This window comes from Acinetobacter sp. 226, assembly GCF_048147925.1.
GTDB lineage: Bacteria > Pseudomonadota > Gammaproteobacteria > Pseudomonadales > Moraxellaceae > Acinetobacter > Acinetobacter pecorum.
Genome location: NZ_JAYWYX010000013.1, coordinates 1 through 23,516 on the forward strand (window position 1 = coordinate 1; position 23,516 = coordinate 23,516).

At 43.0% G+C, this 23,516-nt stretch carries 23 protein-coding genes, 1 tRNA gene and 1 pseudogene; 14 read left to right on the top strand and 11 right to left on the bottom strand.

Annotated features, from left to right (window positions below; translation table 11 throughout):
* Positions 1–76, top strand: a tRNA-Lys gene (locus VXP95_RS07660).
* Positions 77–259: 183 nt separating this feature from the next.
* Here VXP95_RS07660 and VXP95_RS07665 read toward each other — a convergent pair.
* Complete coding sequence (locus tag VXP95_RS07665) at positions 260–955, bottom strand: hypothetical protein (protein WP_416681107.1); 696 nt, start codon at positions 953–955, stop codon at positions 260–262.
* A gap of 248 nt (positions 956–1,203) precedes the next feature.
* Here VXP95_RS07665 and VXP95_RS07670 point away from each other — a divergent pair, with 248 nt between their 5' ends.
* From VXP95_RS07670 to VXP95_RS07680, 3 genes are all read left to right on the top strand, one after another.
* Positions 1,204–1,482, top strand: coding sequence for a PspC domain-containing protein (locus VXP95_RS07670; RefSeq protein WP_416681108.1), 279 nt, complete (start codon positions 1,204–1,206; stop codon positions 1,480–1,482).
* A gap of 232 nt (positions 1,483–1,714) precedes the next feature.
* Positions 1,715–2,500, top strand: a complete 786-nt coding sequence (locus tag VXP95_RS07675; protein ID WP_416711793.1) for a sulfite exporter TauE/SafE family protein — start codon at positions 1,715–1,717, stop codon at positions 2,498–2,500.
* An 82-nt stretch (positions 2,501–2,582) separates the two neighbouring features.
* Positions 2,583–3,995: an SLC13 family permease gene (locus tag VXP95_RS07680; protein WP_416681110.1), complete on the top strand. Its 1,413-nt coding sequence runs from the start codon at positions 2,583–2,585 to the stop codon at positions 3,993–3,995.
* Between the two features lie 638 nt (positions 3,996–4,633).
* Here VXP95_RS07680 and VXP95_RS07685 read toward each other — a convergent pair.
* Entirely contained in the window at positions 4,634–5,743 is a 1,110-nt protein-coding gene (locus VXP95_RS07685) for an HPP family protein (RefSeq protein ID WP_416706271.1), read from the bottom strand.
* A 244-nt stretch (positions 5,744–5,987) separates the two neighbouring features.
* A complete protein-coding gene (locus tag VXP95_RS07690) occupies positions 5,988–6,794 on the bottom strand; it encodes a transglutaminase-like domain-containing protein (protein WP_416711794.1) in 807 nt (268 codons plus the stop codon).
* 311 nt (positions 6,795–7,105) lie between these two features.
* Here VXP95_RS07690 and glyQ point away from each other — a divergent pair, with 311 nt between their 5' ends.
* The 3 genes from glyQ (at position 7,106) to VXP95_RS07705 (ending at position 11,300) form a co-directional block, all read left to right on the top strand.
* Positions 7,106–8,089, top strand: coding sequence for a glycine--tRNA ligase subunit alpha (glyQ, locus tag VXP95_RS07695; RefSeq protein ID WP_064094911.1), 984 nt, complete (start codon positions 7,106–7,108; stop codon positions 8,087–8,089).
* On the top strand, positions 8,089–10,158 hold the full coding sequence (gene glyS, locus VXP95_RS07700) for a glycine--tRNA ligase subunit beta (RefSeq protein ID WP_416711795.1): 2,070 nt from the start codon (positions 8,089–8,091) through the stop codon (positions 10,156–10,158). The genes glyQ and glyS overlap by 1 nt, the downstream gene beginning before the upstream one ends.
* Before the next feature lie 68 nt (positions 10,159–10,226).
* Positions 10,227–11,300 carry a hypothetical protein gene (locus VXP95_RS07705; RefSeq protein WP_416711796.1) on the top strand — a complete coding sequence of 358 codons (1,074 nt, stop codon included), beginning with the start codon at positions 10,227–10,229 and terminating at the stop codon, positions 11,298–11,300.
* Between the two features lie 66 nt (positions 11,301–11,366).
* Here VXP95_RS07705 and VXP95_RS07710 read toward each other — a convergent pair whose 3' ends face one another.
* Positions 11,367–11,669, bottom strand: a complete 303-nt coding sequence (locus VXP95_RS07710; protein ID WP_416681115.1) for a hypothetical protein — start codon at positions 11,667–11,669, stop codon at positions 11,367–11,369.
* A 352-nt stretch (positions 11,670–12,021) separates the two neighbouring features.
* Between VXP95_RS07710 and VXP95_RS07715 the strand changes: the two genes are divergently transcribed.
* From VXP95_RS07715 to VXP95_RS07730, 4 genes and pseudogenes are all read left to right on the top strand, one after another.
* Positions 12,022–12,564 carry a DUF3060 domain-containing protein gene (locus tag VXP95_RS07715; RefSeq protein WP_144724194.1) on the top strand — a complete coding sequence of 181 codons (543 nt, stop codon included), beginning with the start codon at positions 12,022–12,024 and terminating at the stop codon, positions 12,562–12,564.
* Between the two features lie 448 nt (positions 12,565–13,012).
* Positions 13,013–13,402 carry a hypothetical protein gene (locus tag VXP95_RS07720; RefSeq protein ID WP_064094915.1) on the top strand — a complete coding sequence of 130 codons (390 nt, stop codon included), beginning with the start codon at positions 13,013–13,015 and terminating at the stop codon, positions 13,400–13,402.
* A 239-nt stretch (positions 13,403–13,641) separates the two neighbouring features.
* A pseudogene (locus tag VXP95_RS07725) lies at positions 13,642–14,125 on the top strand (hypothetical protein).
* Between the two features lie 99 nt (positions 14,126–14,224).
* On the top strand, positions 14,225–14,743 hold the full coding sequence (locus VXP95_RS07730; protein ID WP_144724196.1) for a hypothetical protein: 519 nt from the start codon (positions 14,225–14,227) through the stop codon (positions 14,741–14,743).
* A 24-nt stretch (positions 14,744–14,767) separates the two neighbouring features.
* On the opposite strand, the gene VXP95_RS07735 is transcribed toward VXP95_RS07730, so the two are convergent.
* The 3 genes from VXP95_RS07735 to VXP95_RS07745 form a co-directional block, all read right to left on the bottom strand.
* Positions 14,768–15,721 carry a 2-hydroxyacid dehydrogenase gene (locus tag VXP95_RS07735; protein ID WP_416681118.1) on the bottom strand — a complete coding sequence of 318 codons (954 nt, stop codon included), beginning with the start codon at positions 15,719–15,721 and terminating at the stop codon, positions 14,768–14,770.
* An 89-nt stretch (positions 15,722–15,810) separates the two neighbouring features.
* Positions 15,811–16,008: a hypothetical protein gene (locus tag VXP95_RS07740; protein ID WP_081406315.1), complete on the bottom strand. Its 198-nt coding sequence runs from the start codon at positions 16,006–16,008 to the stop codon at positions 15,811–15,813.
* Positions 16,009–16,133: 125 nt separating this feature from the next.
* Positions 16,134–17,405 carry a hypothetical protein gene (locus VXP95_RS07745; RefSeq protein WP_416711797.1) on the bottom strand — a complete coding sequence of 424 codons (1,272 nt, stop codon included), beginning with the start codon at positions 17,403–17,405 and terminating at the stop codon, positions 16,134–16,136.
* Between the two features lie 113 nt (positions 17,406–17,518).
* On the opposite strand from VXP95_RS07745, the gene VXP95_RS07750 reads away from it, so the two are divergent.
* Both VXP95_RS07750 and VXP95_RS07755 read left to right on the top strand, forming a co-directional pair.
* Positions 17,519–18,295, top strand: a complete 777-nt coding sequence (locus VXP95_RS07750; RefSeq protein WP_416711798.1) for a class I SAM-dependent methyltransferase — start codon at positions 17,519–17,521, stop codon at positions 18,293–18,295.
* A gap of 15 nt (positions 18,296–18,310) precedes the next feature.
* Complete coding sequence (locus tag VXP95_RS07755) at positions 18,311–18,898, top strand: hypothetical protein (protein ID WP_416681121.1); 588 nt, start codon at positions 18,311–18,313, stop codon at positions 18,896–18,898.
* A gap of 149 nt (positions 18,899–19,047) precedes the next feature.
* On the opposite strand, the gene VXP95_RS07760 is transcribed toward VXP95_RS07755, so the two are convergent.
* The gene (locus VXP95_RS07760) at positions 19,048–20,247 is read right to left on the bottom strand and encodes a TIGR03862 family flavoprotein (RefSeq protein ID WP_416711799.1); all 1,200 of its coding nucleotides are present in this window, start codon (positions 20,245–20,247) and stop codon (positions 19,048–19,050) included.
* 4 nt (positions 20,248–20,251) lie between these two features.
* Complete coding sequence (locus VXP95_RS07765; RefSeq protein ID WP_171254905.1) at positions 20,252–20,896, bottom strand: SAM-dependent methyltransferase; 645 nt, start codon at positions 20,894–20,896, stop codon at positions 20,252–20,254.
* A gap of 85 nt (positions 20,897–20,981) precedes the next feature.
* On the opposite strand from VXP95_RS07765, the gene VXP95_RS07770 reads away from it, so the two are divergent.
* Positions 20,982–21,155, top strand: a complete 174-nt coding sequence (locus VXP95_RS07770; RefSeq protein WP_416681124.1) for a DNA gyrase inhibitor YacG — start codon at positions 20,982–20,984, stop codon at positions 21,153–21,155.
* 626 nt (positions 21,156–21,781) lie between these two features.
* Here VXP95_RS07770 and VXP95_RS07775 read toward each other — a convergent pair.
* Complete coding sequence (locus VXP95_RS07775; protein WP_144724201.1) at positions 21,782–22,426, bottom strand: MBL fold metallo-hydrolase; 645 nt, start codon at positions 22,424–22,426, stop codon at positions 21,782–21,784.
* 22 nt (positions 22,427–22,448) lie between these two features.
* A complete protein-coding gene (hemH, locus tag VXP95_RS07780) occupies positions 22,449–23,462 on the bottom strand; it encodes a ferrochelatase (protein ID WP_144724202.1) in 1,014 nt (337 codons plus the stop codon).
* Between the last annotated feature and the right edge of the window lie 54 nt (positions 23,463–23,516).

A 23,516-nucleotide genomic window follows, 5' to 3' on the forward strand; every position in this document is an offset into this window, starting at 1 on the left:
GGGCCGTTAGCTCAGTTGGTAGAGCAGTGGACTTTTAATCCATTGGTCCCGCGTTCGAGTCGCGGACGGCCCACCATTCTTTTCCAAGAATGCCCTCTCAGATTTACCTCTTTATATTTTAATTATTAAATACGATTTCTACTCGTGTATTTCTGCATCCAGATTTTAAACTCACGTGTCCAACAGCTCATATTTATTGTATTAATTTAAATCTTCTTTGAACAACGTCTTAGACTGGATCGACCAACTTTATCTGACATTATGGTTCGACATGAAAGGAAGTATCTTTGACCAGTTCATAGGCTTTCGAAGGTGCCGGATAACCACGCTCAAATAATTCGCGGTTGGTTTTTTCCTTCTCACTGTAAATTTTTTCCAGATTCATAACCAGATGGTTCGAATCCTTAATCGTATAATAAAAACTCGCCCCTTCTTTACGGTTTATGACCAATTCAGTACGTTCCGGGTTGATCGACCAGCGATCCTTACGATAGGTGGTATTATGAGCTGTGCTGCTTCTCGTATTATCAATAAATACTTTGCCATACTGAAAAATACTACGGTGTACCGTACCATCCGGCAGTAAAGCCAAAATATATTCTGCCTTACCTTCTGTACAAGGTGCGAAACGCCCATCACAGTCAATTTCGGTATGATAGCGACCAATAAATGTTTTGGCATAATCAGGAACAGTGGTCGGATTTAGATCCGCCTCAACTGGAACAGCAGCCAGCCCTACAGCCTGAGTTAAGGATTTGGCACTGACTGCGACTACACCTGCGGTCGTATTGGCAGCAGAAACCTTGACCCCTTCTTCTTCTACAGCCTCTTGCTGATCTTCCTGTTCAGGCTTGACTTGATGCTGGTCACAGGCCTGAAAAATCACCACGCTCCCCAGTATCAGGCTACATTTAAGAAAATTGCTTGATGTAAAACGTGATATATCTACTTTCATTTTTTTTAACCGACCCAGACCTAAAACATGGCGAGTAAAAAACACACAGCAAAGCTGATGAACTTTACATAAGAGTTCAATAGAATTTTCTATATGTTAGTGACTCTTAGACCGGGTTTTAATCTTTCTTAACATTACTTAACGATTTTATTTGTAATCAGCACTTTAAAAAGTTCGATCTAACGCCATTTCTTTTAATAATATGGATCTATTTTCTGGATTCAAACCTATTTTATCAGGAGATTTTAATGGCCAATGTTGGTTTATATCGCTCTAACCGCTCAAACATGATTGCAGGTGTGATGGGCGGTATTGCTGAACGTTTTGGTTGGAACGCAAATTTATTACGTCTTATCTTTGTGCTAGTTTCAGTGATGAGTGCCGCTTTTCCGGGTATTCTGGTTTATCTGATACTTTGGTTAATCATGCCAAAACAACCGTACAGTATTGAACATGATGGCGCTTATCAGCCCCAAGGCTATCAAAATCCTGTACGCACCGTTAATCAGGATAAACGCGATTATTAAGGTGTATAGCAAGGTTTAACTAGCGTTCTTGACAGGTTTCATCGAAGAGCTTCCTCCTTTCACCCCAGTTAAATGGGATGAAATTTTGATGCCACGGTAATTTCCCCAAGTTATTGTGGCTTTTTTTTGCCTATATTTTTTGTTATTTCTTAGCTGTATTACAGCTTTTCACTTTCTTTCTCAGTTAAATTCACGATAAGTTCAATATTCTAATTTTTGAAATGGATTTCACATGACTCAGGCAGAATGGATGATGCTCTGGCTCTGTGCCGTAGCAGCCCTGCTCCATGGTTTAAGCGGCTTTGGCTTTCCCATGATGAGTACGGCTGTTCTGTCCAGTGCATATCCGCTTAGCATCGCGGTTACTCTTGTCATTCTGCCCTGCCTGCTGCTGAATCTGATCATGCTGAATGCCGATCCTGTGCATAGCATGTTGAATAGCATTGGCTATTATATAAAACGCTATTGGCCATTGATACTCTGTAGCCTGATCGGCAGTGTACTCGGGGTCAAGCTGTTACTTTGGCTAAATGAGGCTTATTTAAAACTGTTATTGGGTCTGGTGATTGTATTTTATGTCTTGGACCAGTTACGGACACGGCCATTGCAAGTTAGTCCACATATTTCCAGCATGCTCTGTTTTGGTTTACTGGCCGGCATCATTGGAGGTGCGACCAATGCCATGGCACCTTTTCTGATGATGTATCTGATGAGTTGCCAGCTGTCTAAAACAGATATTGTCATTATCAGCAATCTCAATTTCATTGCCGGTAAACTGATCCAGCTGGTTTTACTGTTTCCAATTCTGATCACACTGGAAACCCATCAACAGCATATTCTGATCGGGATCAGCCTATTCGCCCTTGCTGGTGTCTGGATCGGAGGCAAAATACGCCATCGTTTGTCTCAGCAGCACTTCAAATGGGTTGTCCTGGCTTTACTTTTTGGCTTGGGCCTGTATGCCCTATGGCAAAGTACTGGATTATTGCAACAATCTGGTTATAGTATCTTTAAATAGGATGCTTTTTAAGCAAAACAAAATTACAAATTCAAAGTTAATATAAAAAATGATGTAAATAAAAACCTTGCAAGGAGAGCATATGACTCAGACCAACCTAGCTACCCCGACCAATGCCATGCCTAAAGGGCTGCTTAAAGGCTGGATTCTTATTCTTGTCGCAGCCATTGTGGCCTATGGCTTATATCTTTACCTGCCCTATGACCAGAATGCCAATAAAGGACTGGCACTTTTAGCCTTTATCGGTATCTTATGGTTGACTGAAGCCATTCATATCACGATTACAGCTTTACTCATCCCCGTGATGGCAGTATTGCTGGCCATGCCAATGGCCTCTGGTGAAGAACTGGTTCCGATTACCACGCAAGCCGCTTTGGCTACTTTTGCCGATCCTGTCATTTTCCTGTTTTTTGGTGGTTTTGCTTTGGCCACAGCGTTGCATATCCAGAAACTGGACCGGAAAATTGCCATGTGGATCATCTCCCTGTCCAGAGGGCATCTGGGCATTTCTGTACTGGCGATTTTTGTGGTGACGGCGCTGCTGTCCATGTGGATTTCCAATACGGCGACTGCTGCTATGATGCTGCCTTTGGCCCTAGGCTTGCTTTCACATCTGGATGTCAGCAAGGATCGTAAAACTTTTGTCTTTATCCTGCTCGGCATTGCCTATTCGGCCAGTATTGGCGGACTGGGCACCATGGTCGGTTCACCTCCGAATGCCATTGCTGCCAAGGCCCTCGGCTATGATTTTGCCGACTGGATGAAAATCGGCTTGCCGATGATGTTCATTATTCTTCCCGCCATGCTGGTCAGTTTATATCTGGTACTACGTCCAAAACTGAATTACAAAGTACAATTTGTAACTGAAAATATTCCCTGGACCGGTACCCGTATAGTCACCATGATCCTCTTTCTTTGTACTGCAATTGCCTGGATTTTCAGTAAAAAATTCACTGAAATTTTTGGTATTTCCCAGCCGGATACCTGGATTGCAATTTTGGCTGCCTGTATGGTGGTGATTCTGGGTACCGCAAGCTGGAAACAGATTGCAGAAAATACCGACTGGGGGGTCTTGTACCTGTTCGGTGGTGGTCTGACCTTGAGTGCCATTCTGAAGGATTCAGGCAGTTCGCTGGTACTGGGTCAAACGCTGGCCAATGCCTTTGGTGATGCCTCCCCACTGATAATTATTTTTGTAGTTGCTACATTTATTATCTTCCTGACTGAATTTACCAGTAATACCGCTTCAGCTGCCCTGCTGGTACCAGTATTTGCCGCAATTGCGGATCAGATGGGAATGCCCAAAGAAATTCTGGTGATTGTCATTGGCATTGGTGCCTCATGTGCCTTTATGCTGCCGGTAGCGACCCCGCCAAATGCGATTGTTTTTGGAACCGGTTATATCCAGCAAAGCGAAATGATGAAAGTTGGTTTTGTGCTGAATATTATGTGTATCTTTATTATTTCACTGTTTATTTACTGGTTCTTTATTTAATCATTACAGCTCTTAAGCATCACACCCTCTACAAAGCACACTCTGGTGTGCTTTGTCGTATTATTCGCCTATATGTTGAATCTTTCTCTCATCGAAAAATAATATGCTTTTAACAATGATAAAGATAAAGTCATTACATTAAAAATATCAAAAAGTGGCAAACAGATATTGGACAGGATATTTCACTTAATCTCTCAACCGATCCGAAACTCTCTCTGGAAAATGACACTCAATCTCGTGCTTGCACCTTTGATCATGACCCTAATTTTATTTTCTTATGCGCTATTTCATGAAGTCAGTTATGGGATTTTCTCCATTTTCAGAAGCCTGTTTTCAGCGCTTTTGATTAGCTTTTTGTCTGCCTGACATATTGGACGATGATCTTTCCTTTTCTATGAGTGGCTCACCTGCTGCTACGTCGTTATCAGCTGTTTAATATCCTCTCGATTTTAATGAGCAGCATTGAAAACCCTGATTCTAGCTTATCTCTCGCATCATCCACTCAAAGCTTTTAATGCCCATTTTTTTGTTTTTACTGAATTTCTTTCTACCAATGATACTGTTTTACAGTTTTCTCAGCGGGCAAGCCGACCAGATCTGATCAGGCATGGTCGCTTATATTCCATTTTAATCCGGTTTTAAGCTTTCATTTTAAAATGATTCAGCTCCTGGTTGAGTGCAGCAATCATGTCTGCCCGGCTGATAATTCCCACCAATTGCTGCTTGCTTACCACCGGAATATAGTTGAAGGAACGCTCGACAAAATATGGCACCAGATCCTGAATGGGCTGTAAGGGCTGTACCGTGATCACCTTACGGGTCATGATATGTTTGACCTGATGCTCCCAGCTGCTGCGCACATCGGTAGCACGCTTGAACCATTCCACCACCTGATACATTGCCAGCGTACCGACCAGTTGTTCATCTGCATTAACGACGGGCAGGCTCATCAGGTTCATCTGCTTGAACTTGTCCAGTGCATGCTGGATATCATCATTTTCATGCAGGGTTGCCACATCCTTCGTCATAATATCCTGGCAGCTAAATTCATGCACCGCACGCGCATTGGCACGGTTTTGTGCCTCCAGAATGATTTTTTGCAGGTCATATTCACTGATGTCCAGCAGCTCGGTATGCTGGTCCAGCACTTCCTGAATATCCTGCGGTTGAATCGTCACTTTCTGGGTCGGCGTCGGGTCCTTGGAACGGCTATTTAACTGGGCCTGCTGCGGATAGTTCTTGCCAATCATCCGGTTAAAGACAATGGCAATCCCCATGAGCAAAATTGAATTAAGTAGCACCGGATAAAATACAAAGGCATAACCCAGTTCATGCACCGGATGACCACCCAGCACTGCGGTAATGGCCACGGCGCCACTCGGTGGATGCAGGGAATCCGTGGTCATCATCAGGACAATTGCGGCAGCGACAGCCAGACTAAAGGCTTCGGTCGGATTGGCAATGAGCAAGGCACAGCTCACCCCAATGACGGCAGCAATGGTATTGCCGACCAGAATGTTCCAGGGCTGTGCCAGAGGACTGGCCGGTACCGCAAACAGCAATACCGAAGAGGCACCCATCGGGGCAATGTACCAGGCTTCAAAATCCCCCAGAATCCATAAACTCAGCAGGGAGGAAACCACCAGACCTAGCAATGCCCCTATTCCGCAGAGCAGGCGGTCTTTGAGTGGAAGAACTTTGAAATTTGGTTTTAGGGTATTGAGCCAGTCGAGATGGGAATGAAACACAGTGCGCCTGATCTTATGGTTTGCAGATTTTGCGCATTATAGAACCAAGCCAGATGAAAGGCATCGCTGTTTTACATCTTTTCACCATTCGCGAATACATGTTTTTTAAAAAAATATTTCACTCAGGTTAAAACATTCATTCGGCTTTTTATAGAATGATCACTTCATCACCGGTAGTCATTTGCATGGAAAAATCCTTGCTAACCTTCTGCTTAAATAGCTGTTCAAATCTTTTTAAAGCAGCTTAATGGCTGATTTCAGGTTGAATCAGTGGCTGGATTTTTAGCAGCTCGACCTGACCATAATAGGTTGAAAATGCGACATCACCGGCATCGACGCCAGTGCCAATCCGAATGAGATTTTCGACCGGAGCCAGACGGGTCGGATCAAACTGCACCCACCCTCCGTCCAAATACGCTTCAAAAATGGTATGAAAATCGGGTAAAAACTTTTCAATTTCTACATAGCCAACCACCATACGTGCCGGAATTCCCAAGGCACGGCACAACGCAATGCCTAAATGGGCGAAGTCACGGCATACGCCTGCACGATGTACCAGGACATCTGTAGCAGTGGTAAACTGGTCAGAACTGCCAGAAGCATAAAAAATATTGTTATAGATCCACTGCTCAATCGCTTTGACCCGCGTATAGCCGGGTGTCATCCAGCCAAACGAACGTTTTGCCATTTCCAGCAATAAATCCGAATTGCAATAACGGCTGGCCAGCAAATAAGGCAGCACTTCATCAGGTAGATCAGGAATAGGCACTTCATTCAGACCTTGCTGCCGTTCAAAAGAAATGCCCGGTTGCCGAGCCACGTTCGCAATATAATTCACCTCAAAAACCTCACAGGGTTCGACCTGCAAGCGAACATGGCGGTTTTGATGCTGTGCATCCTGAAATTCATGCCATACCACCGGCAAATTAAAGTGCAGTTGCTCTTCAATAATCTTCTGATCAGGGTGATGTGCCGCCTGGAGCATAAAAATAAATTCTGTAGGTTGCACGATCTTGTATTTTAAATGGCAGTGAATACGGTAAGTGATCATGAAGTTCCTTATTTTTAAACATTATTATATTGCGTGAATCTTAAACTAATTTTAGAACAACAATCGTATAAGCTCCGTTGAACTTTATAACTCTCGAGTTTACAGCAGGTCATCCATCTGATTTATTCCTGGTTTTCAGTTCGGCCGGCATTTATTGGCAACGTTAAAATCGCAGTACGCCTTTCAGCAAGCCCTATCATTCCCGCCTCTTTTATTTTTTCAAAAAAGGATAGACACATTAACCCTTTGCCACTCCCCTGCAAAGTCCTTATAATTGAGCACAATTTTTCTCTAATTTTAAGTGGATGACCATGAGTCGCGCCATATCGCATATTGATACCTTCCAAGGCTTAATTCTTGCCTTACAAAACTACTGGGCGGAGCAAGGCTGCGTCGTTTTACAACCTTACGATATGGAAATGGGTGCAGGGACATTCCACACTGCAACTTTCTTACGTGCCTTAGGTCCTGAAACCTGGAATGCGGCTTATGTTCAGCCGTCACGCCGTCCGAAAGATGGTCGTTATGGTGAAAACCCGAACCGTCTGCAACATTATTACCAGTTCCAGGTGGTGCTTAAACCAAACCCGGACAACATCCAGCAGCTTTATCTTGATTCATTAAAAGCGATTGGTATTGACCCGCTGGTACATGATATCCGTTTCGTAGAAGATAACTGGGAATCTCCGACACTGGGTGCCTGGGGCTTAGGCTGGGAAGTTTGGCTGAACGGTATGGAAGTGACTCAGTTCACGTATTTCCAGCAAGTCGGTGGTGTTGAGTGCTACCCGGTTACAGGCGAAATCACCTACGGTCTTGAACGTCTTGCCATGTACCTGCAAGGTGTAGACTCGGTTTATGATCTGGTTTGGACCAAAGGCCAGTTCGGTACCGTAACGTATGGCGATGTGTTCCATCAAAATGAAGTAGAACAATCGACTTATAACTTCGAATATGCACCTGTCGACAAGATGTTCGAACTGTTCGACTTCTATGAAGCTGAAGCAACGCGTTTAATCGAAGCTGAACTGCCATTACCAGCTTATGAGCAAGTGATTAAAGCGTCACATTGCTTCAACCTGCTGGATGCACGTGGCGCAATTTCTGTGACTGAACGTCAGCGTTACATTTTACGTGTACGTACATTGGCCCGTTCAATCGCGACCAGCTACGTGGCTGCACGTGCGAAACTCGGTTTCCCGATGGCAGAACCTGCATTACGTGATGAAGTGTTGGCACAATTGAAAGCGCAAGTTGAAGCGGAAGCAAAAGTTGAATCTAAGGAGAGCAAATAATGTCTAAACATACCGTTTTGTTCGAATTGGGTTGTGAAGAACTTCCACCAAAAAGCCTGAAAAAATTACGTGATGCACTTAAAGCTGAAAGTGAAAAAGGCTTAAAAGATGCAGGTCTGGCTTTTGATTCAATCGAAGCCTATGCAGCACCACGTCGTTTAGCACTTAAAATCGTCAATGTGGATGGTGCACAGGCAGATACACAAAAACGTTTTGACGGCCCTGCCAAACAGGCAGCGTTTGATGCTGAAGGCAAACCAACCAAAGCTTTGGAAGGCTTTATGCGTGGGCAAGGCATTACTGTAGATCAGGTTTCTACTTTCCAGGCCGGTAAAGTTGAAAAAGTCTGCTACTTAAAAGACGTAAAAGGTCAAAGCCTTGACGTTTTACTGCCACAAATTTTACAAGCAGCTTTAGACAACCTGCCAATTGCAAAACGTATGCGTTCTGCAGCAAGCCGTACTGAATTCGTACGTCCTGTGAAATGGGTGGTGTTGTTAAAAGATAACGATGTGATTGACGCAACCATTCAGGATCATAAAGCAGGTAACGTGACCTATGGTCACCGTTTCCATGCACCTGAAGCGATCACTTTAACGCATGCTGACGAATACTTAAGCAAGCTTAAAGCAGCGCACGTTGTAGCTTCATTTGAAGAGCGTCAAGCGATCATCGACCAGCAAGTGAAAGCTTTGGCTGATGAAGTCAATGCCACTGCGATTGTACCTGCGGATCTGCGTGACGAAGTAACGGCACTGGTTGAATGGCCTGTTGCACTTCGTGCAAGCTTCGAAGAACGCTTCCTTGCAGTTCCTCAAGAAGCATTGATCACCACCATGCAGGACAACCAAAAGTACTTCTGTTTGGTAAATGCTGAAAACAAATTACAGCCTTACTTCATTACCGTTTCAAACATTGAGTCTAAAGATCCGACTCAAATCATTGAAGGTAACGAGAAAGTGGTTCGTCCACGTTTGTCTGATGCTGAATTCTTCTTCTTGCAAGATCAAAAGCAACCGCTTGCATCGCGTAAAGAGAAACTGGCGAACATGGTGTTCCAGGCAGAACTCGGTACGCTTTGGGACAAATCGACACGTATTGCGAAATTGGCTGTTGCACTTGCGCCAATTACAGGTGCAAACCCTGCTGATGCAGAGAAAGCTGCCCTTCTTGCAAAATGCGATTTAACTTCTGAGCTTGTGGGTGAATTCCCAGAACTTCAAGGGATCGCGGGCACTTACTATGCGCGTCTTGAAGGCGAAAATGATGAAGTCGCTGAATCTCTAGGTGAGCAATACCTGCCTAAATTCGCGGGTGACGTTTTACCGAAAACCAAAACAGGTACAACCATTGCCCTTGCCGACCGCTTAGACACATTGACGGGTATTTTCGGGATTGGTCAAGCGCCGACAGGTTCTAAAGACCCGTTTGCACTACGTCGTTCTGCAATTGGTATTTTACGTCTTGTGACTGAAAACGAGCTTGATGTTTCAATTGAAGATCTGATCAAGCTGGCTTTGGCTGCTTATGGCGATGTATTGAAAGATCACGACAAGACTTTGGCAGATGCTGTTGCATTCCTTGAAGGTCGTTACCGTGCGAAATACGAAGACCAAGGCGTTGCGGTTGATGTGATTCAAGCGGTTCAAGCCTTGTCTCCAAAATCACCGCTTGATTTTGACAAGCGTGTAAATGCAGTCAATCACTTCCGTGCATTACCTGAAGCGGCTGCGCTTGCTGCTGCAAACAAGCGTGTTGCGAATATCTTAGCGAAAGAAGCTGCACCTGAAGGTGATGTGGTTGAAGCAAATCTGGTTGAAGATGCTGAAAAAGCATTGTTCGCTGAACTTGCGAAAATCACACCTGTGGTTGAGCCGTTATTTGCTGCCAAAGATTACACTGCTGCCTTGTCTGCACTTGCTGCACTTCGTGCGCCAGTCGATGCATTCTTTGACGGTGTCATGGTCATGGCTGATGATGCAGACCTGAAAGCAAACCGTTTACGTATGCTTGCACAGCTTCGTGACTTGTTCACGAAAGTGGCTGATATTTCGGTGTTACAGCACTAATCGTTACAGATTGTAATTGACTAAAAAACCCGCTATCTTGATAGCGGGTTTTTTATTACGCACTTTCAATGACAGATAAAATACAAGCACAAATCACTCTATACAAAATTAATAAAAGTGGCTTATATCCTAGAGGTGATAAAAGTAATATTGCCACATTTGGTGGTTTAGAAGATTTTCTTGATGATCTAATTACTTGGACAACTTTAGATGATAAACCTTTAAAAGAAACATGCACCTTCTCTCCTATAAATGAAAAAGAAGTAAAAAGAACTTTTTGTTATGACATAAGAAAATCTGATTTAGATAATTTTTTACTTATAACTTGGAATGAAACTGCTTCCATTAATAATACCTTCCCTACAATTTCAGGCTCTTCTAAAGTAGGCGAAGCAGATATCAATTTTACTAGTATTAATGCAGATGATATTCCTGGATACCCTTCTTATTTTTATATCATGCCTAAAGAAAAGAGAATGGCATCAATTTCTTTTGAGCACTCACTCAATGGAAAAAGTAATTTAGAAAAATATCTTAAAGAGTTTTTTTCAAAATTAAGTCATTATGTTATTAGTGAACAACAAATAAGCTTGGAGGGAGATGATACACACTTTATAACAGGCTGGTCAGATGGCGAAACAACTCACTACAATCTGATTGGACACTTTGAAACAAGGTTAATTCGAAATAAAGGAAAGATTGAGCATTTAAAGCAAAATTGGAACAAAATTACAAAGATGCATCAGCATAATAAAATTAACATCAAAGAATTTGTAAAATCTAATTTTATATCTAGGCTAACAAAAAAATTTATAGATACTCAAACACCAAATTTTCATGAACATAACGTAAAATTTTCTTTCGAAACCAATTATACGCCGAAAAGTTTAAATGAATTAAATCATATAATTGATGAGTGGAATAGTTCAACAGAGATAGACAGTAAGTGGGATGATCTAGGATTTTCTCTCGAAAAAGAAGCTAGTACTATATATTGGTTGAATAAAAGTATTGCTACAAATGAATTTGAAATACCACTTTTAAAAAATCAGAAAAATATTATAGAAAGTGAAAGTCTTATTTATTGGTTAGATAGAAATAAAAATGCAATATTAAAACTCGAGAATAGCAGTGATATTTAAATATTTGATGATCTTCTTTTTGTTAGTAATATTCTTTCAAATCGGAAGATTTATTCCTTTTACAGATCAAAAAGAAATTCTAACATCTTTATTCACCTCATCATCTATTATTTTTGCAATACTTGGAATATGGCTTGCCATTCTATACCCAGAAAATCTATCTAGCTTAGTTAAAAAAGAAAAAATGGTTTTTGAAACTGATGCTATTTTCCAAAAGTTAAATTTTAGTTTAGTTTTAACAACTTTAATTTTAATCTCAATCATTTTTTCTAGCATTCTGATGTATATATTAAAGAATATAAATTTCTTAATACCATATAAAAATTTATTAAGAAGTTTTCTTTTCACATACCTCTGCTTAATCAGCATACTCCAAGCCTATGCAATTTTAACTACTCTAATTCCTAGTAATTATTTTTACTACTTTTCAAGAAAAAACAAAAAACAAGCTGATTTCGTCAGAAGAAGTGGACCTGTAAAAAGGTAATCACTTTCCACTCAAAAAAGAAATTAAGTTTTATTTTTTAAAATGATTCCCTATACTCAAACTAACAACACTCAACAAGAAAGAATCATATGAAATTTAAATCATTCATAAACTAATGAAAAATAAATAATATTTGCAATTCACTCTTGGATCATGCTAGAAATTGGAGAAATAATAAAAAATTAAATCCTTGAGAAAACATTGAAAAAGAACATCTTAATAACAGGCTGTATAGTGCTGTGTGTATGGGGTTTACAAGCCTGTGATATCACGATATCTAGTGATGACTCTTCTACGACGCCAGCCAACGAAAATACCGTGGCGACATTTGACTGTAATAAGCAAAGCAAAATGAAATTTCGTGAGGAAAATAGCAATATTACCTTGGACGGACAGTGTGAAAGCGTACAAATTGTTGGTAAAAACAATACCTTTATTATTGCCAATACCCAATCCTTACAAGTTTCAGGCACTAAAAATACAGTATATGTGAAACAGGCCAAAACCGTACAGTTGGCGGGAACAGGCAATAAACTGCATACAGATCACACCAACTCTATGGCAGTTGCAGGCATGAGAAATAGTGTGAAAGCCAATACCGTTAATAAAATCCAGGTTGCAGGAATGTTAAGCAAAATTGATATCAATACACTTGGTTCAATTAACCTTGCCGGGCTGGGGTTAAGAGCTGAATATCAACAAAGCGTAGACTCCACACAACCAATCCAATTTCACAATTCAGGTGTTTTCAATAAAGCGGAACAGATCATTCAGTAATAACTGGGTCTATGGGTCTAAAAGCTATATAAAAGTATATGATAAGGCCCGAAAGACTAATCTTCCGTGACTGAAAGAGAATACGAGATAAACCAGTTTCATTTGAATAATATTATCATTAAAAAAACCCTCCCAAATATTCATCACAAAATATTTATATAAATATTAATATCTTATGCAAATACTTACCCTATATTTTAATAGTTCATCAATTTAGTATTTATATAGAATAATGTTTATGCACTACACCCACCTCTTCAGACTTGAAAGAGTAATTACCTGACTCTTCAAGTATTTCCCATTTAAGCAAGCTAGAAATATTTATTATAAGTAATAAAAAATTTATATATTTATCGTTGGTCTCTATCATTCTTCAAAGGACGGCTATAGGCATTTCACCTTATATTTCATATACTCAACCTAACACCACTCAACAAGAAAGAATCATATGAAATTTAAAACACTCATTCTGACTGGTCTTGCGAGTATCGCAGTTACAGCTTGTACATCTGCGCCAAAAATCCCACAGCTTCAGGTCGGTGTCTTACAGGAAGTCCAAAATATTGAAGTGGTTCCAGACACGACCAACAACAAGGCAAAACTGACCAAATTCCTCGATAAATGCGTGATTGAATTCACCGGCGATATTGGCAATAACCGTGTTATTGAACAATGGTCATTTAAAGGCATGACTCTAATCGATGCCGGCTCAGCGACTTTCCAGCGCGATGGCACCAGCACCGCACAAAAATTTAACCTGCACGATGCAGGCGTACAAAAGAACTTTGTCAGCTTACGCGAGCATTTTGCCAAAGATGCCCTGACACAATGTGACTAAAAAGACCGCCCTATTTTTAATATAACTTTCATATAAAAATAGGGCGATTTATTCTGTTAAAAACGACCCCAGCCTTCTCCAGATCCTTTCCGAATTTTCTTTAAAATTACAATATTCTGGCACAGCCCCAACTGAAAGCCCTGCACTCTTCACAGGATATTCATTGTTTTTGACCCATTATCCGTTACACTGAAAAACAAACTCAGACCGCACTCAGACGAATACGAGGTCGATGCATAATGAATATCAAAACCCCAATTATTTTAACGACTGCTTTAATGCTTTCAGCTCCGGCATTTGCACAAACCACCACTCAGCCTACTAAACCGGTTAAACCCTATGGTGAAAATCCGAACCTGCTGCATGTCTTTGCCTATAAGGCACAGGAAGGCGTAGTGAATACTGCCGAGAAAGTCGGTGAAGCAACGGAAAAAGGCATTGCTAAAATCAAGCCGGGTGTAGACCGTGCCTGGAACAATACCAAGACCACAGCATCAGATACGATTCAGAAAGTAGATCAGGGGGCAACTCAGGCAGCCCAGCAAACTGGTCAGAAAATCCAGCAGACCAAAGAAGTCTGGCGTGGCAATTCACAGCAAGCAGCACCGATTGTGCAGCAACCTTTAAGTGAGTCCTCTGCTGCCCCACAGCAAACACCCCCCCCCACAAATGCAGCCTCAATCTGGTTCAGGTTCAGCCACCAGTTATGCGATAACTGATTGATAAAAAAAGCCCGTGATGGGCTTTTTCTTTTATGTCATTAAATATATTTGAAGCTTTCCTTAGACTTAACTTAAATAAAATAATTAGAAAATAATAAAAATGAAAAAAGTTCTCTTTAGTTTTATTGTCGGTATTATTTGTGGTGTCACAATTTTATACATCACCTTATTGGTTTCTGGCGAAACTGTCACGACTCTTGCTGCAATTGATGATGAATTATCCCCGATCCCAAGCCTTTCTACTGCAAATCGATATACGCATAAAGCTGAAGGCCAAAAAATTCAGCATATTGAATATCTCGAGGAAGATGAATTTAAATCTGCTGAAGGCAATAAAGCGGATCTCTATCAGTTAACGGGCATGTGCAAGTTAACGATTGGTATCTATGGAGAAACTATTTATAGCTATCGAACGGCTTATTTTCAAAAAAATCGCCTGATTCACATGTTGGAAACTGACTATCGAACTTCTTATGGTCAATTCCCTGATCAGGAAGTACCTGAGTCCAAACGTATTTATCAGGAAGTAGTGTTCAATCCCAACTCCCAACTCGTACAAGACGAATTTTCTACACTGTTGTCCAAGTACATTACGCTAGAAAACCAAAAAAAATGCTGATCTAACATGATCAGCATTTTGAAATCAATTGACCTGTCGGATCGGCTGACCTTGTTTAAATGCTGCTACATTTTCCACCATCTGATCCACAATCCGTTGTCTTGCATCGACACTGCCCCAGGCATTATGTGGCGTCACAATCAGGTTGGGAATTGTTGAATCAAGTAGCACATTGCCCTGTTTTGGTGGTTCTACCGTTAGAACATCTGTCGCTGCACCGGCAATCTTGCCTGCACGTAGAGCCTCAGCCAAAGCAGCTTCATCGACGATACCCCCACGCGCACAGTTAATTAAAAATGCACTGCTTTTCATTGCATCCAGTTCAGCATAACTGATTAAATGGCGGGTATCTTCGGTGAGTGGACAATGCAAAGTTAAAAAATCGACTTGAGCAAGCAGCTCGGCAAATGGTACACGCGATGCATCCGCCGGACGATTTGGCAGCGCGGCAATGAGCACTTTCATGCCAAAGGCTTCGGCCAGTTTCGCCACCGCATGGCCCAGTTCGCCATAACCGACAATGCCCAATGTTTTTCCGGCTAGCTCGACAATGGGCGCATCCAGCAAGCAGAACTGGCTGGCTTTTTGCCACTCGCCTTGTTGTAACGCACGTTGGTAAGACAGGAATGAAGTTGCCAGATTCAGCATCAGCATGATGGTATGCTGCGCGACTGCCGAAGTGCCATAGGCCTGACAGTTACATACCACGATCCCGCGTGCTTTGGTCGCCGTAAGGTCGACATTGTTGGTACCGGTTGCAGAGATTAAAATGAGTTTAAGCTCAGGGCATTGTTGAATGGTAGCTGCATCGATCACAACTTTATTGGTTATGATGACCTCCACATCGGCTACACGAGACTGCACCTCTTTGGCCGAGGTGGCAGGATACAAGACAAGCTGGTCAAATGCTGCATGCAGTTCCTGAAAGTCCAAATCCTGCTGGTCTAAAGAAGCATAATCTAAATAAACGGCTTTCACGGCTGTTTCCTCAATCCTGTTTGACAATCTATTCTTGTGATTTAAAACAAGTCATTGAGTCTTTTCAACCTGTTTCCAGCCTGGAACAATTAATCCAGCGGTTTATCCATATGGTTACGTAATGACTTGCGGATTCGATACACCACATACACGGATAGAATAATCATAAAAATGACGGATGCACTGACCATAATCACCGCAGGATGCACACTTTCTGCATATGCCAGATTGGGCAGAACCAAACCGAAGATAAAACATACTTGCATCATCCAAGTTGCTCGCATCATAGAGATCCCCTTCTTCGTTTTAACCATCGGGAACGGTATTATTGATTTATTATTTATACCGCTTATCTCTATATTATGCCAAGCCCATCACATGTCAAGTAATTGTTTTTTATATAAATTTTTAGTTAATTTATCTCACTGTGTGTCACAAAATGCGTATTTTTGTCACTATCGTCTATAAAAACAGCAGCACCATATTCATTGGTACTCAGATTCAGCTGCTTATAGCTAAACATATAAAAATCGCTATAGCGCTTCATTAAAATCGGGTGCATGCCCAGACTGAGCTCATCCTGTTCCTTGATCAGTTTCATGATATGCCGGTCGTTCATCACCACAAGATAACGTTCATCATTCAGGTTAATACTCAGTAAACCGTTACCTTTGGCATAAATCGGAAGCAGGAATTTATGGTTTAGTGCAATTGCACCTTCTGCATAACTTTCAATTTTATGACTGATGACATTAAATACCAGACCATGTCCATACTGGTCCAACAGCAACTGACGATTTTCCTGCGGCAAATTCACATGAATGCCGAGCTTGAGCAGGTCATGCTGATCGACCTGCTTATTGCGTAACAATTCCCGCAAAATCACCTGTTTCTGGCTGGCATCAAAAAACTGGTTATCCAGTTGCAGATCGTTATTTTTCAGAATCTGCCCCAAGGCCATACGATGCCGTGGCAAGACATTTTCGATTACCTTGCGGTAGTAGAACTTGCTGTTTTTCTTGACCCGGCGCATTTTCTGGTAGAAATAAGTGGGCTCATATTCATGTAGCAAAAAGTCATACAGCAGTTCGGAACTGGCCAGAACCGCGATGGCATCATGCCCGGTAAAAGGCAAATGCAACACATGATGATGCGGGATCAACGCTGCTAATTTCAGATAATGCGCCCGATCTTCGGCACAGTAAGGATCATAGACAATAATATATTCACAGGCCGGATCAATGTCTTCAGCATCAATCCGCATTCCGGCATTCAGCTCTGGTTGATAGAACATGTTGTAGCGGGCATCGTGTACATCTTCCGGATCAATCGAATATTGTGGCACCATCGCCACCATCCGTTGCACGCCCAAGGCACGGGAATATTTGATCGCGGCATAGCCACCCATCGAGCCGCCATATGCAATACGCTGCTGAAACGGCGCGATCAGTTCAGCAATTGCCTGTAGCATGTTCCACATGGAACCTTGTGGAAACCAGGATTTATGCTTGGGCATAATGCCAATGACATTAAATTCAAATTTTGACAGTGACTTTTCTGCATTGATGTTGAGGCCCTTGGCACGGGTAATCAAATCGCCAAATGAAAAAATCAGTTCTGAAGAAGATCCCGGCATAAAAATCGCGCGTATATGTTCATCTTCAAAAACAATCTGCTTGTCCATAACTTTCCCGTACTGGTAAAACGAACCCTTCCACAACAATTCAGTCAATGAACGCTGTCAAAAAAGTGAATATGCTATTTTATAGGGATCGAAAAGATTAAAAAGCGCAAAATATGACACAATCATTACATCCGGCAGCAAAACGGGGTTTTAGTGCGTCGGCTGAGCTATATCAGCAAGTGCGTCCCGATTATCCGGCAGAAATCAGCCAGTGGCTCAGTGAAACGCTGGCTTTGCCTGCAGATGCACATCTTCTGGATTTGGGCTGTGGCACCGGCAAGTTTATCCCCTATTTACGCTCGCTGAGTACCCATATTAACGCGATTGATCCTGTCCCGGAAATGCTGGCTCAATTAAAACTGGCCCATCCGGACATTCATGCGATTGAAGGTGCTAGCCAGCAGCTTCCCCTGCCCGATCATAGCCTGAATGCGGTATTTTGTGCACAGTCATTTCACTGGTTTGCCGACACTGCGACCTTGCAAGAACTCGCCCGGGTACTCAAACCACAGGGTTATCTGGTGTTAATCTGGAATCAGCGCGATACTCGGGTCGACTGGGTTCAGGCCTTGGCCGATTGTATTGCCCCCTTGGAAGGCGATACGCCACGCTATCATAGCGGCGCCTGGCGCCAGGTCTTTACACAGCAAACGCTATTTCAGCCCTATGCAGAAACCACAATGGCTCAGCAACAGCATGGCTGTGTGGAACAGGTAGTATCCAAACGGCTGCTTTCGACCAGCTTTATTGCAGCCCTGCCCGTACAGCAGCAGGCCCATTTAAAACAACAATTTGAACAGATCATTCAGCAATATACCGCCAAACGCGCAGAAGAAATGATAGATTTTCCGTATATCACCCATATCTATGTGTTCAAGAAAAGTACTTAAAAACAGGAGGCGATCATGCAAAAAATACCAGGAATAACACGAACGCTACTGTTCGCCGCAGCCATGCTTCTGATGGCATGTGACCAGAAAACGACCGAAACTCCAGCTGAAACTCCAACAGATAACATGGCTTCAGATCAGGTCATGCAGGAACTGAAAACCGAACCGCTCAAAGAATTTCCCAAAACTGCCGATGATCCGCACGATATTGCCGCATTGATGGATTATGAACAGCGTTTTCAGGAAATGAGCAGTGATCTGGAAAAAGAGTTAAACAGCATGCGCGACGATGAAAATATGACAGCAGAATTTGTCCAGCAACGGCAGCGGGATCATGTCCAGTCTGCCCTGAACATGCTAAAAGCCTTAGAGCTGAAAACCGAACAGGGCCGTTATATTCAAGGGTTGATGTATCAGTACTGGGAACATCAGGAACAGTTGCTCAATAGTCCGCCGACTCAGGCAGCGACTGTAAATGAAGCCAGTGAGAACGTCAAAGGACTGGGGAAATACCTGCATGCCCAAGAGCAGCTGGAACACTGGCGTTTGCAATACCCCGACCTTGCCAAGAAAGAACCAGCTTCCCGGCAAGTGAAGGAATAGTCCAGGATGCTAGAATGGCACACGGCTTAGATAAAATACAAAAACAATCTAAGCTATTCGCAGCTTTAAAACAGCATGGATCAACAAGGTCAGATCTATTGATGCTGTATTTCAGTATAAATGCCTGTCCGTCCTGACCATAAAATGAGTTAATGTGCTGTGAGAAACTGATGTACACCTTCACCTGCCGCGCGACCTGTGGCAAAACAGGCGGTCAACAGATAGCCGCCTGTCGGTGCATCCCAGTCCAGCATTTCCCCGCACAGAAAAACATACGGGTTGGATTTGAGTTGCAGCTGTTCCGACAACACTTCACGCCTTACACCACCGGCACAGCTGATCGCCTCTTCAATCGGACGAAAGCCGGTGAGTGGAATGGTCAAATGCTTCATCTGCTCGGCTAATGCAGCAGTATCTTGCCATAATGGCTTGGCTACCAATTCCCGTACTAAAGCCGCCTTGGCACCATCCAGTCCGGCTTTACGCCAGACATTACTTAAAGACTGCTTCTTGCTTGGCTGTAGTTTTTTCGTCAATTGTTCAACACTTTGGTCAGGAAAAAGATCCAGACTAAGCTGCATGTTTCGGCCCTGTTTCAGCTGCTCACGTAAACTCCGACCCTGCTTATAGATCAGGCCACTTTCCAGACCGTAATGGCTAATTACGATATCGCCAACGGTCTTTTCACCTTGCCCGACCCATGCTGCAACACGTTTCAGCGGCTGACCAAAGACTGGCTGCATAAACCGGGACCAGGGATATTCCACTCCGGCATTACTGGCCTGGAAAGGCTCAATTTCATCCGGCTTTAACCAGGTTTGCCATGCACCATCACTACCCAACGCTGACCAGGACACTGCACCACAAGCCAGAATAATGGCATCAAAATCTTCAGTGCGGCGTTCATTATTTTTCAGATCATGCAGCTCAAGCTGTTGCTGCTGCAACTGGCTGACTTTATGCCGGTAATGAAACTGAACGCCATCACGGGCCAAACGCTTGAGCCAGGCACGCAGCAAGGGTGCGGCTTTCATTTCAGTCGGGAATACCCGGCCGGATGAACCAATATAAGGTTCAATACCGAGCTGTTTCATCCAGTCTTGAATCCAGAACGCATCCCAGCGTTTGATCCAGGGAGACAACCACTCCACCTGATCATAACGCTGTACAAACTGTGGCACAGGCTCGGCATGGGAAATATTCAGGCCGGTCTTGCCTGCCATCAGGAATTTTCGTGCAGCAGACGGTTTTTGCTCATAGACATGCAGCTCATACCCAAACTGACTGAGCACTTCTGCTGCCATTAAGCCTGCGGGGCCTGCGCCCACAATAGCAATGCGTTTGCTCATCTGCTTATTCCGCTACGGTGGCATTCTGCCCTTGTAAAGGCTGGAAATCATCAAAGCGCGTTACATAGCTTTCAGGCTTGCTGATGATCAGTTGCTGGCATAATTCGCCACGTTCCAGATATTTAATTTCAAAATGGGTACGCGCCGAATCTGCAGCGATCACTTCTTTGACAAAAGGCAGCTTCCAGAGCTCTCGCACCTGTATTTCTGCTTCTTCGATATAGGCAGGAATATTACTGGCCAAAGTAATCGTTCCCCCGGTTTTCAGGCGCGAAAGCAGAAACTCAAAAAATGGCATATTGACCCAGCGCTGTGCCGGATTATGCGGTTCAGGATTTGGATATAAAATAAAGAATTGTTCTACCTGCTGCGGATACAGTGCATGCACGATCCACGGTAAAGCATCGGCATGAACGGTTTGTAAATTAGTTTGACCCTCAACAGCATGCTGTTTTTGCATCGCCAGAAATTTTTCACGGGTACGTTCAATTGCAATCAGTTGAGTGTCGGGATTGTTCTTGCTGAATAACAAGGCATGTTTACCTTTACCCGCTCCCACTTCAACGCAGACCGGTTCAGGACTGATGCTTTGAAACTCACGGGGCGCATGCATACGCTGTGCTTGAAATTGACGAATCGGCATAATCAGATCAAACTAATAAAAACTGCATAAGTCTAACAAGTGCGGCTATATTTGCCTAATCGAACCTTTATTTTTCTTTGGAGTTATTGTCATGCCCACCACTTTAAACTGTCCGCGCTGTGGCAAGCTGACCACATGGGAAAATAATAAATTCCGTCCTTTTTGCTCAGAACGTTGCAAGATGATTGATCTAGGTGCTTGGGCCAATGAAGAATATAGTTTGCCTACCCAGGATGCACCACAAGCCGATAACAGCGAAGAATAAAATGCTAGATGCTCTTTATATTTAAATCATTCATCCCAAGGTTAATCAAGTCCATTGATTAACCTTAAATAAATAGAATATGAGTAGTTTCTGGCCCTTTTAAATCACACTGCATGCTGTTCGCTAGCCTTCAATCAGATTCATTTTTGGAGAAATCTCATCCTTTCCTGTTAATAGACTAGGTCTCCTAGTTTTCACCTTGCCCGATAAAAGTACAAGTGTACCCATTTTACCGCAAATAAAAAATTTAATTGTTTATCAATAAAAAACAACAACTAATATTTTCAAGCTATACTCTCAAGATAATAATACCCCCTAGATTATTTTTAACAACTGCTATTTAAATAATGGCCTATCTGGGCAAACAGAGGTAATAACTATAAATATTAAAAAATTATGTAACGGAGAAAGCGAGAGGGCTTTGGTGCTTAAAAATCCTATTTTTTCTATTTGTCAGCTTCAGTCTGGTGAGTTTGGGGATTTATCCTTTCGATCTTCTGATCATTACAATTGGTTTTTTGCTGATTCTGGCAGCCAGTCTGATTGTGTTGGAATTAAGACAGTTACATAGCGAGTCCTTTCAACGGGACTGATAAAGCTGGCTCATCAATCCCGGGCTCAAAGTTTTAACCCGCTTTACCTGCAACAAAAGGATTATGCTGCTTTTCAAAACCAATGGTACTGATCGGCCCATGTCCTGAAATAAATCGAGTTTCATCTGGCAGGCTGAAACATTCACGCTGAATTGAATCTAAGAGCTGCTGATGGTTGCCACGCGGGAAATCGGTGCGGCCAATTGAGCCTTTAAACAAGACATCACCTGTCCATAACAAGTCATAATTTTTGTTATAGAACATCACGTGACCCGGCGTATGTCCTGGGGCAAAACGCACTTCAAATTCTTCATTGCCAAGGGTCAGCACTTCACCACCTTCCAGCCACTGGGTCACTTCGACTTTTTCCGGAATCGGAAAACCATAACGTGCCGAAACTTCCTGAATCATGTCAAGCCAGAATGCATCTTCCTTATGCGGTCCGATTACCGGTACATTCCAGACCTTTTTTAATGCACCCACCGCCCCGGCATGATCCAGATGGCCATGAGTGAGCCATAAGGCCTTAACCTTTAAACCCAATGCTTCCACTTCAGCTTTCAGTTTTTCAGGTTCGCCTCCTGCATCAATCAAAATGGCTTCTTTGGTGTCCGCATCCCAAATGATCGAACAGTTTTGCTGAAAGGCAGTAACTGGAACAATTTTGACTTGTAACATGGGGTGAAAAACCTCGGGCAAGTTAATGGGCAAGTGTCTGTGTCAATGCATCCAGATTAGCCTGAAGCAGACTATTGAGCAATCGCAAATGATCTTCACGGCTATTTAATGCCGGAATATAGCGATAGCTTTCGCCACCCATTGCTTTAAAGGTCTCGGCATTTTCTATTGCCAGCTCTTCAAGCGTTTCCAGACAGTCCGCAGAAAATGCAGGACTCATCACCTGAATGGATTTCACCCCCTGCTTCGCCCAATCTTCAAGTAAAACATCGGTATAGGGCTTGATCCACTCCTGTTTACCAAACCGCGACTGGAAGCTGATCGCATATTGATCTTCATTTAAACCTAGTGCTTCCGCCACCAATTTGCCCGTGATGCGGCAACGGTCGGCATAAGGATCGCCTTTATCGGCATAGGGCTGTGGAATGCCGTGGAAAGACATTAACAATTTTTCTGGCTGACCATGAATTGCCTGATAGTCCCGTACACTTTGAGCCAGCGACTGGATAAATAAAGGATGTTGATAATAATCCCGGATCACTGTCAAACCGGGTAAATTGCGCTGTTGAACTACCCATTTCGCCAGTGCATCGTATAAAGGTGCAGTCGACGTGGCTGAATATTGGGGAAACAGGGGAAATAGAATCACGTGTTCCTGTGGCTGCGCGGAGACTTGTGCCAAGACATCCTGAATGCTGGGATTGCCATAGGTCATGGCGGGTACCACATTCAGTTCAAACTGTGGATACAGCTGGGTGAGATGTGTCTTGACTGCGCTGACCTGCTCAAACAGAATTTCACGCATCGGTGAATCCTGTCCCCATACTTGTGAATAGGCCTGTGAAACCCGCTTTGGACGGAAGGGCAAAATGAATAAGCGCAGGATGATTTGCCAGATCGGTTTGGGAATCTCAATCACACGCTGGTCGGATAAAAACTGCTTGAGAAAACGGCGTACCGCAGGAATCGTAGGCTCATCTGGTGTGCCCAAGTTTGCCAATATAATCGTCACTTTCGCTTTAGCAGTAGAATACATTCAGTTCGTCCGTCAGGATATCAACCCCTGTACTTTAACAGCTTTTTATTTATT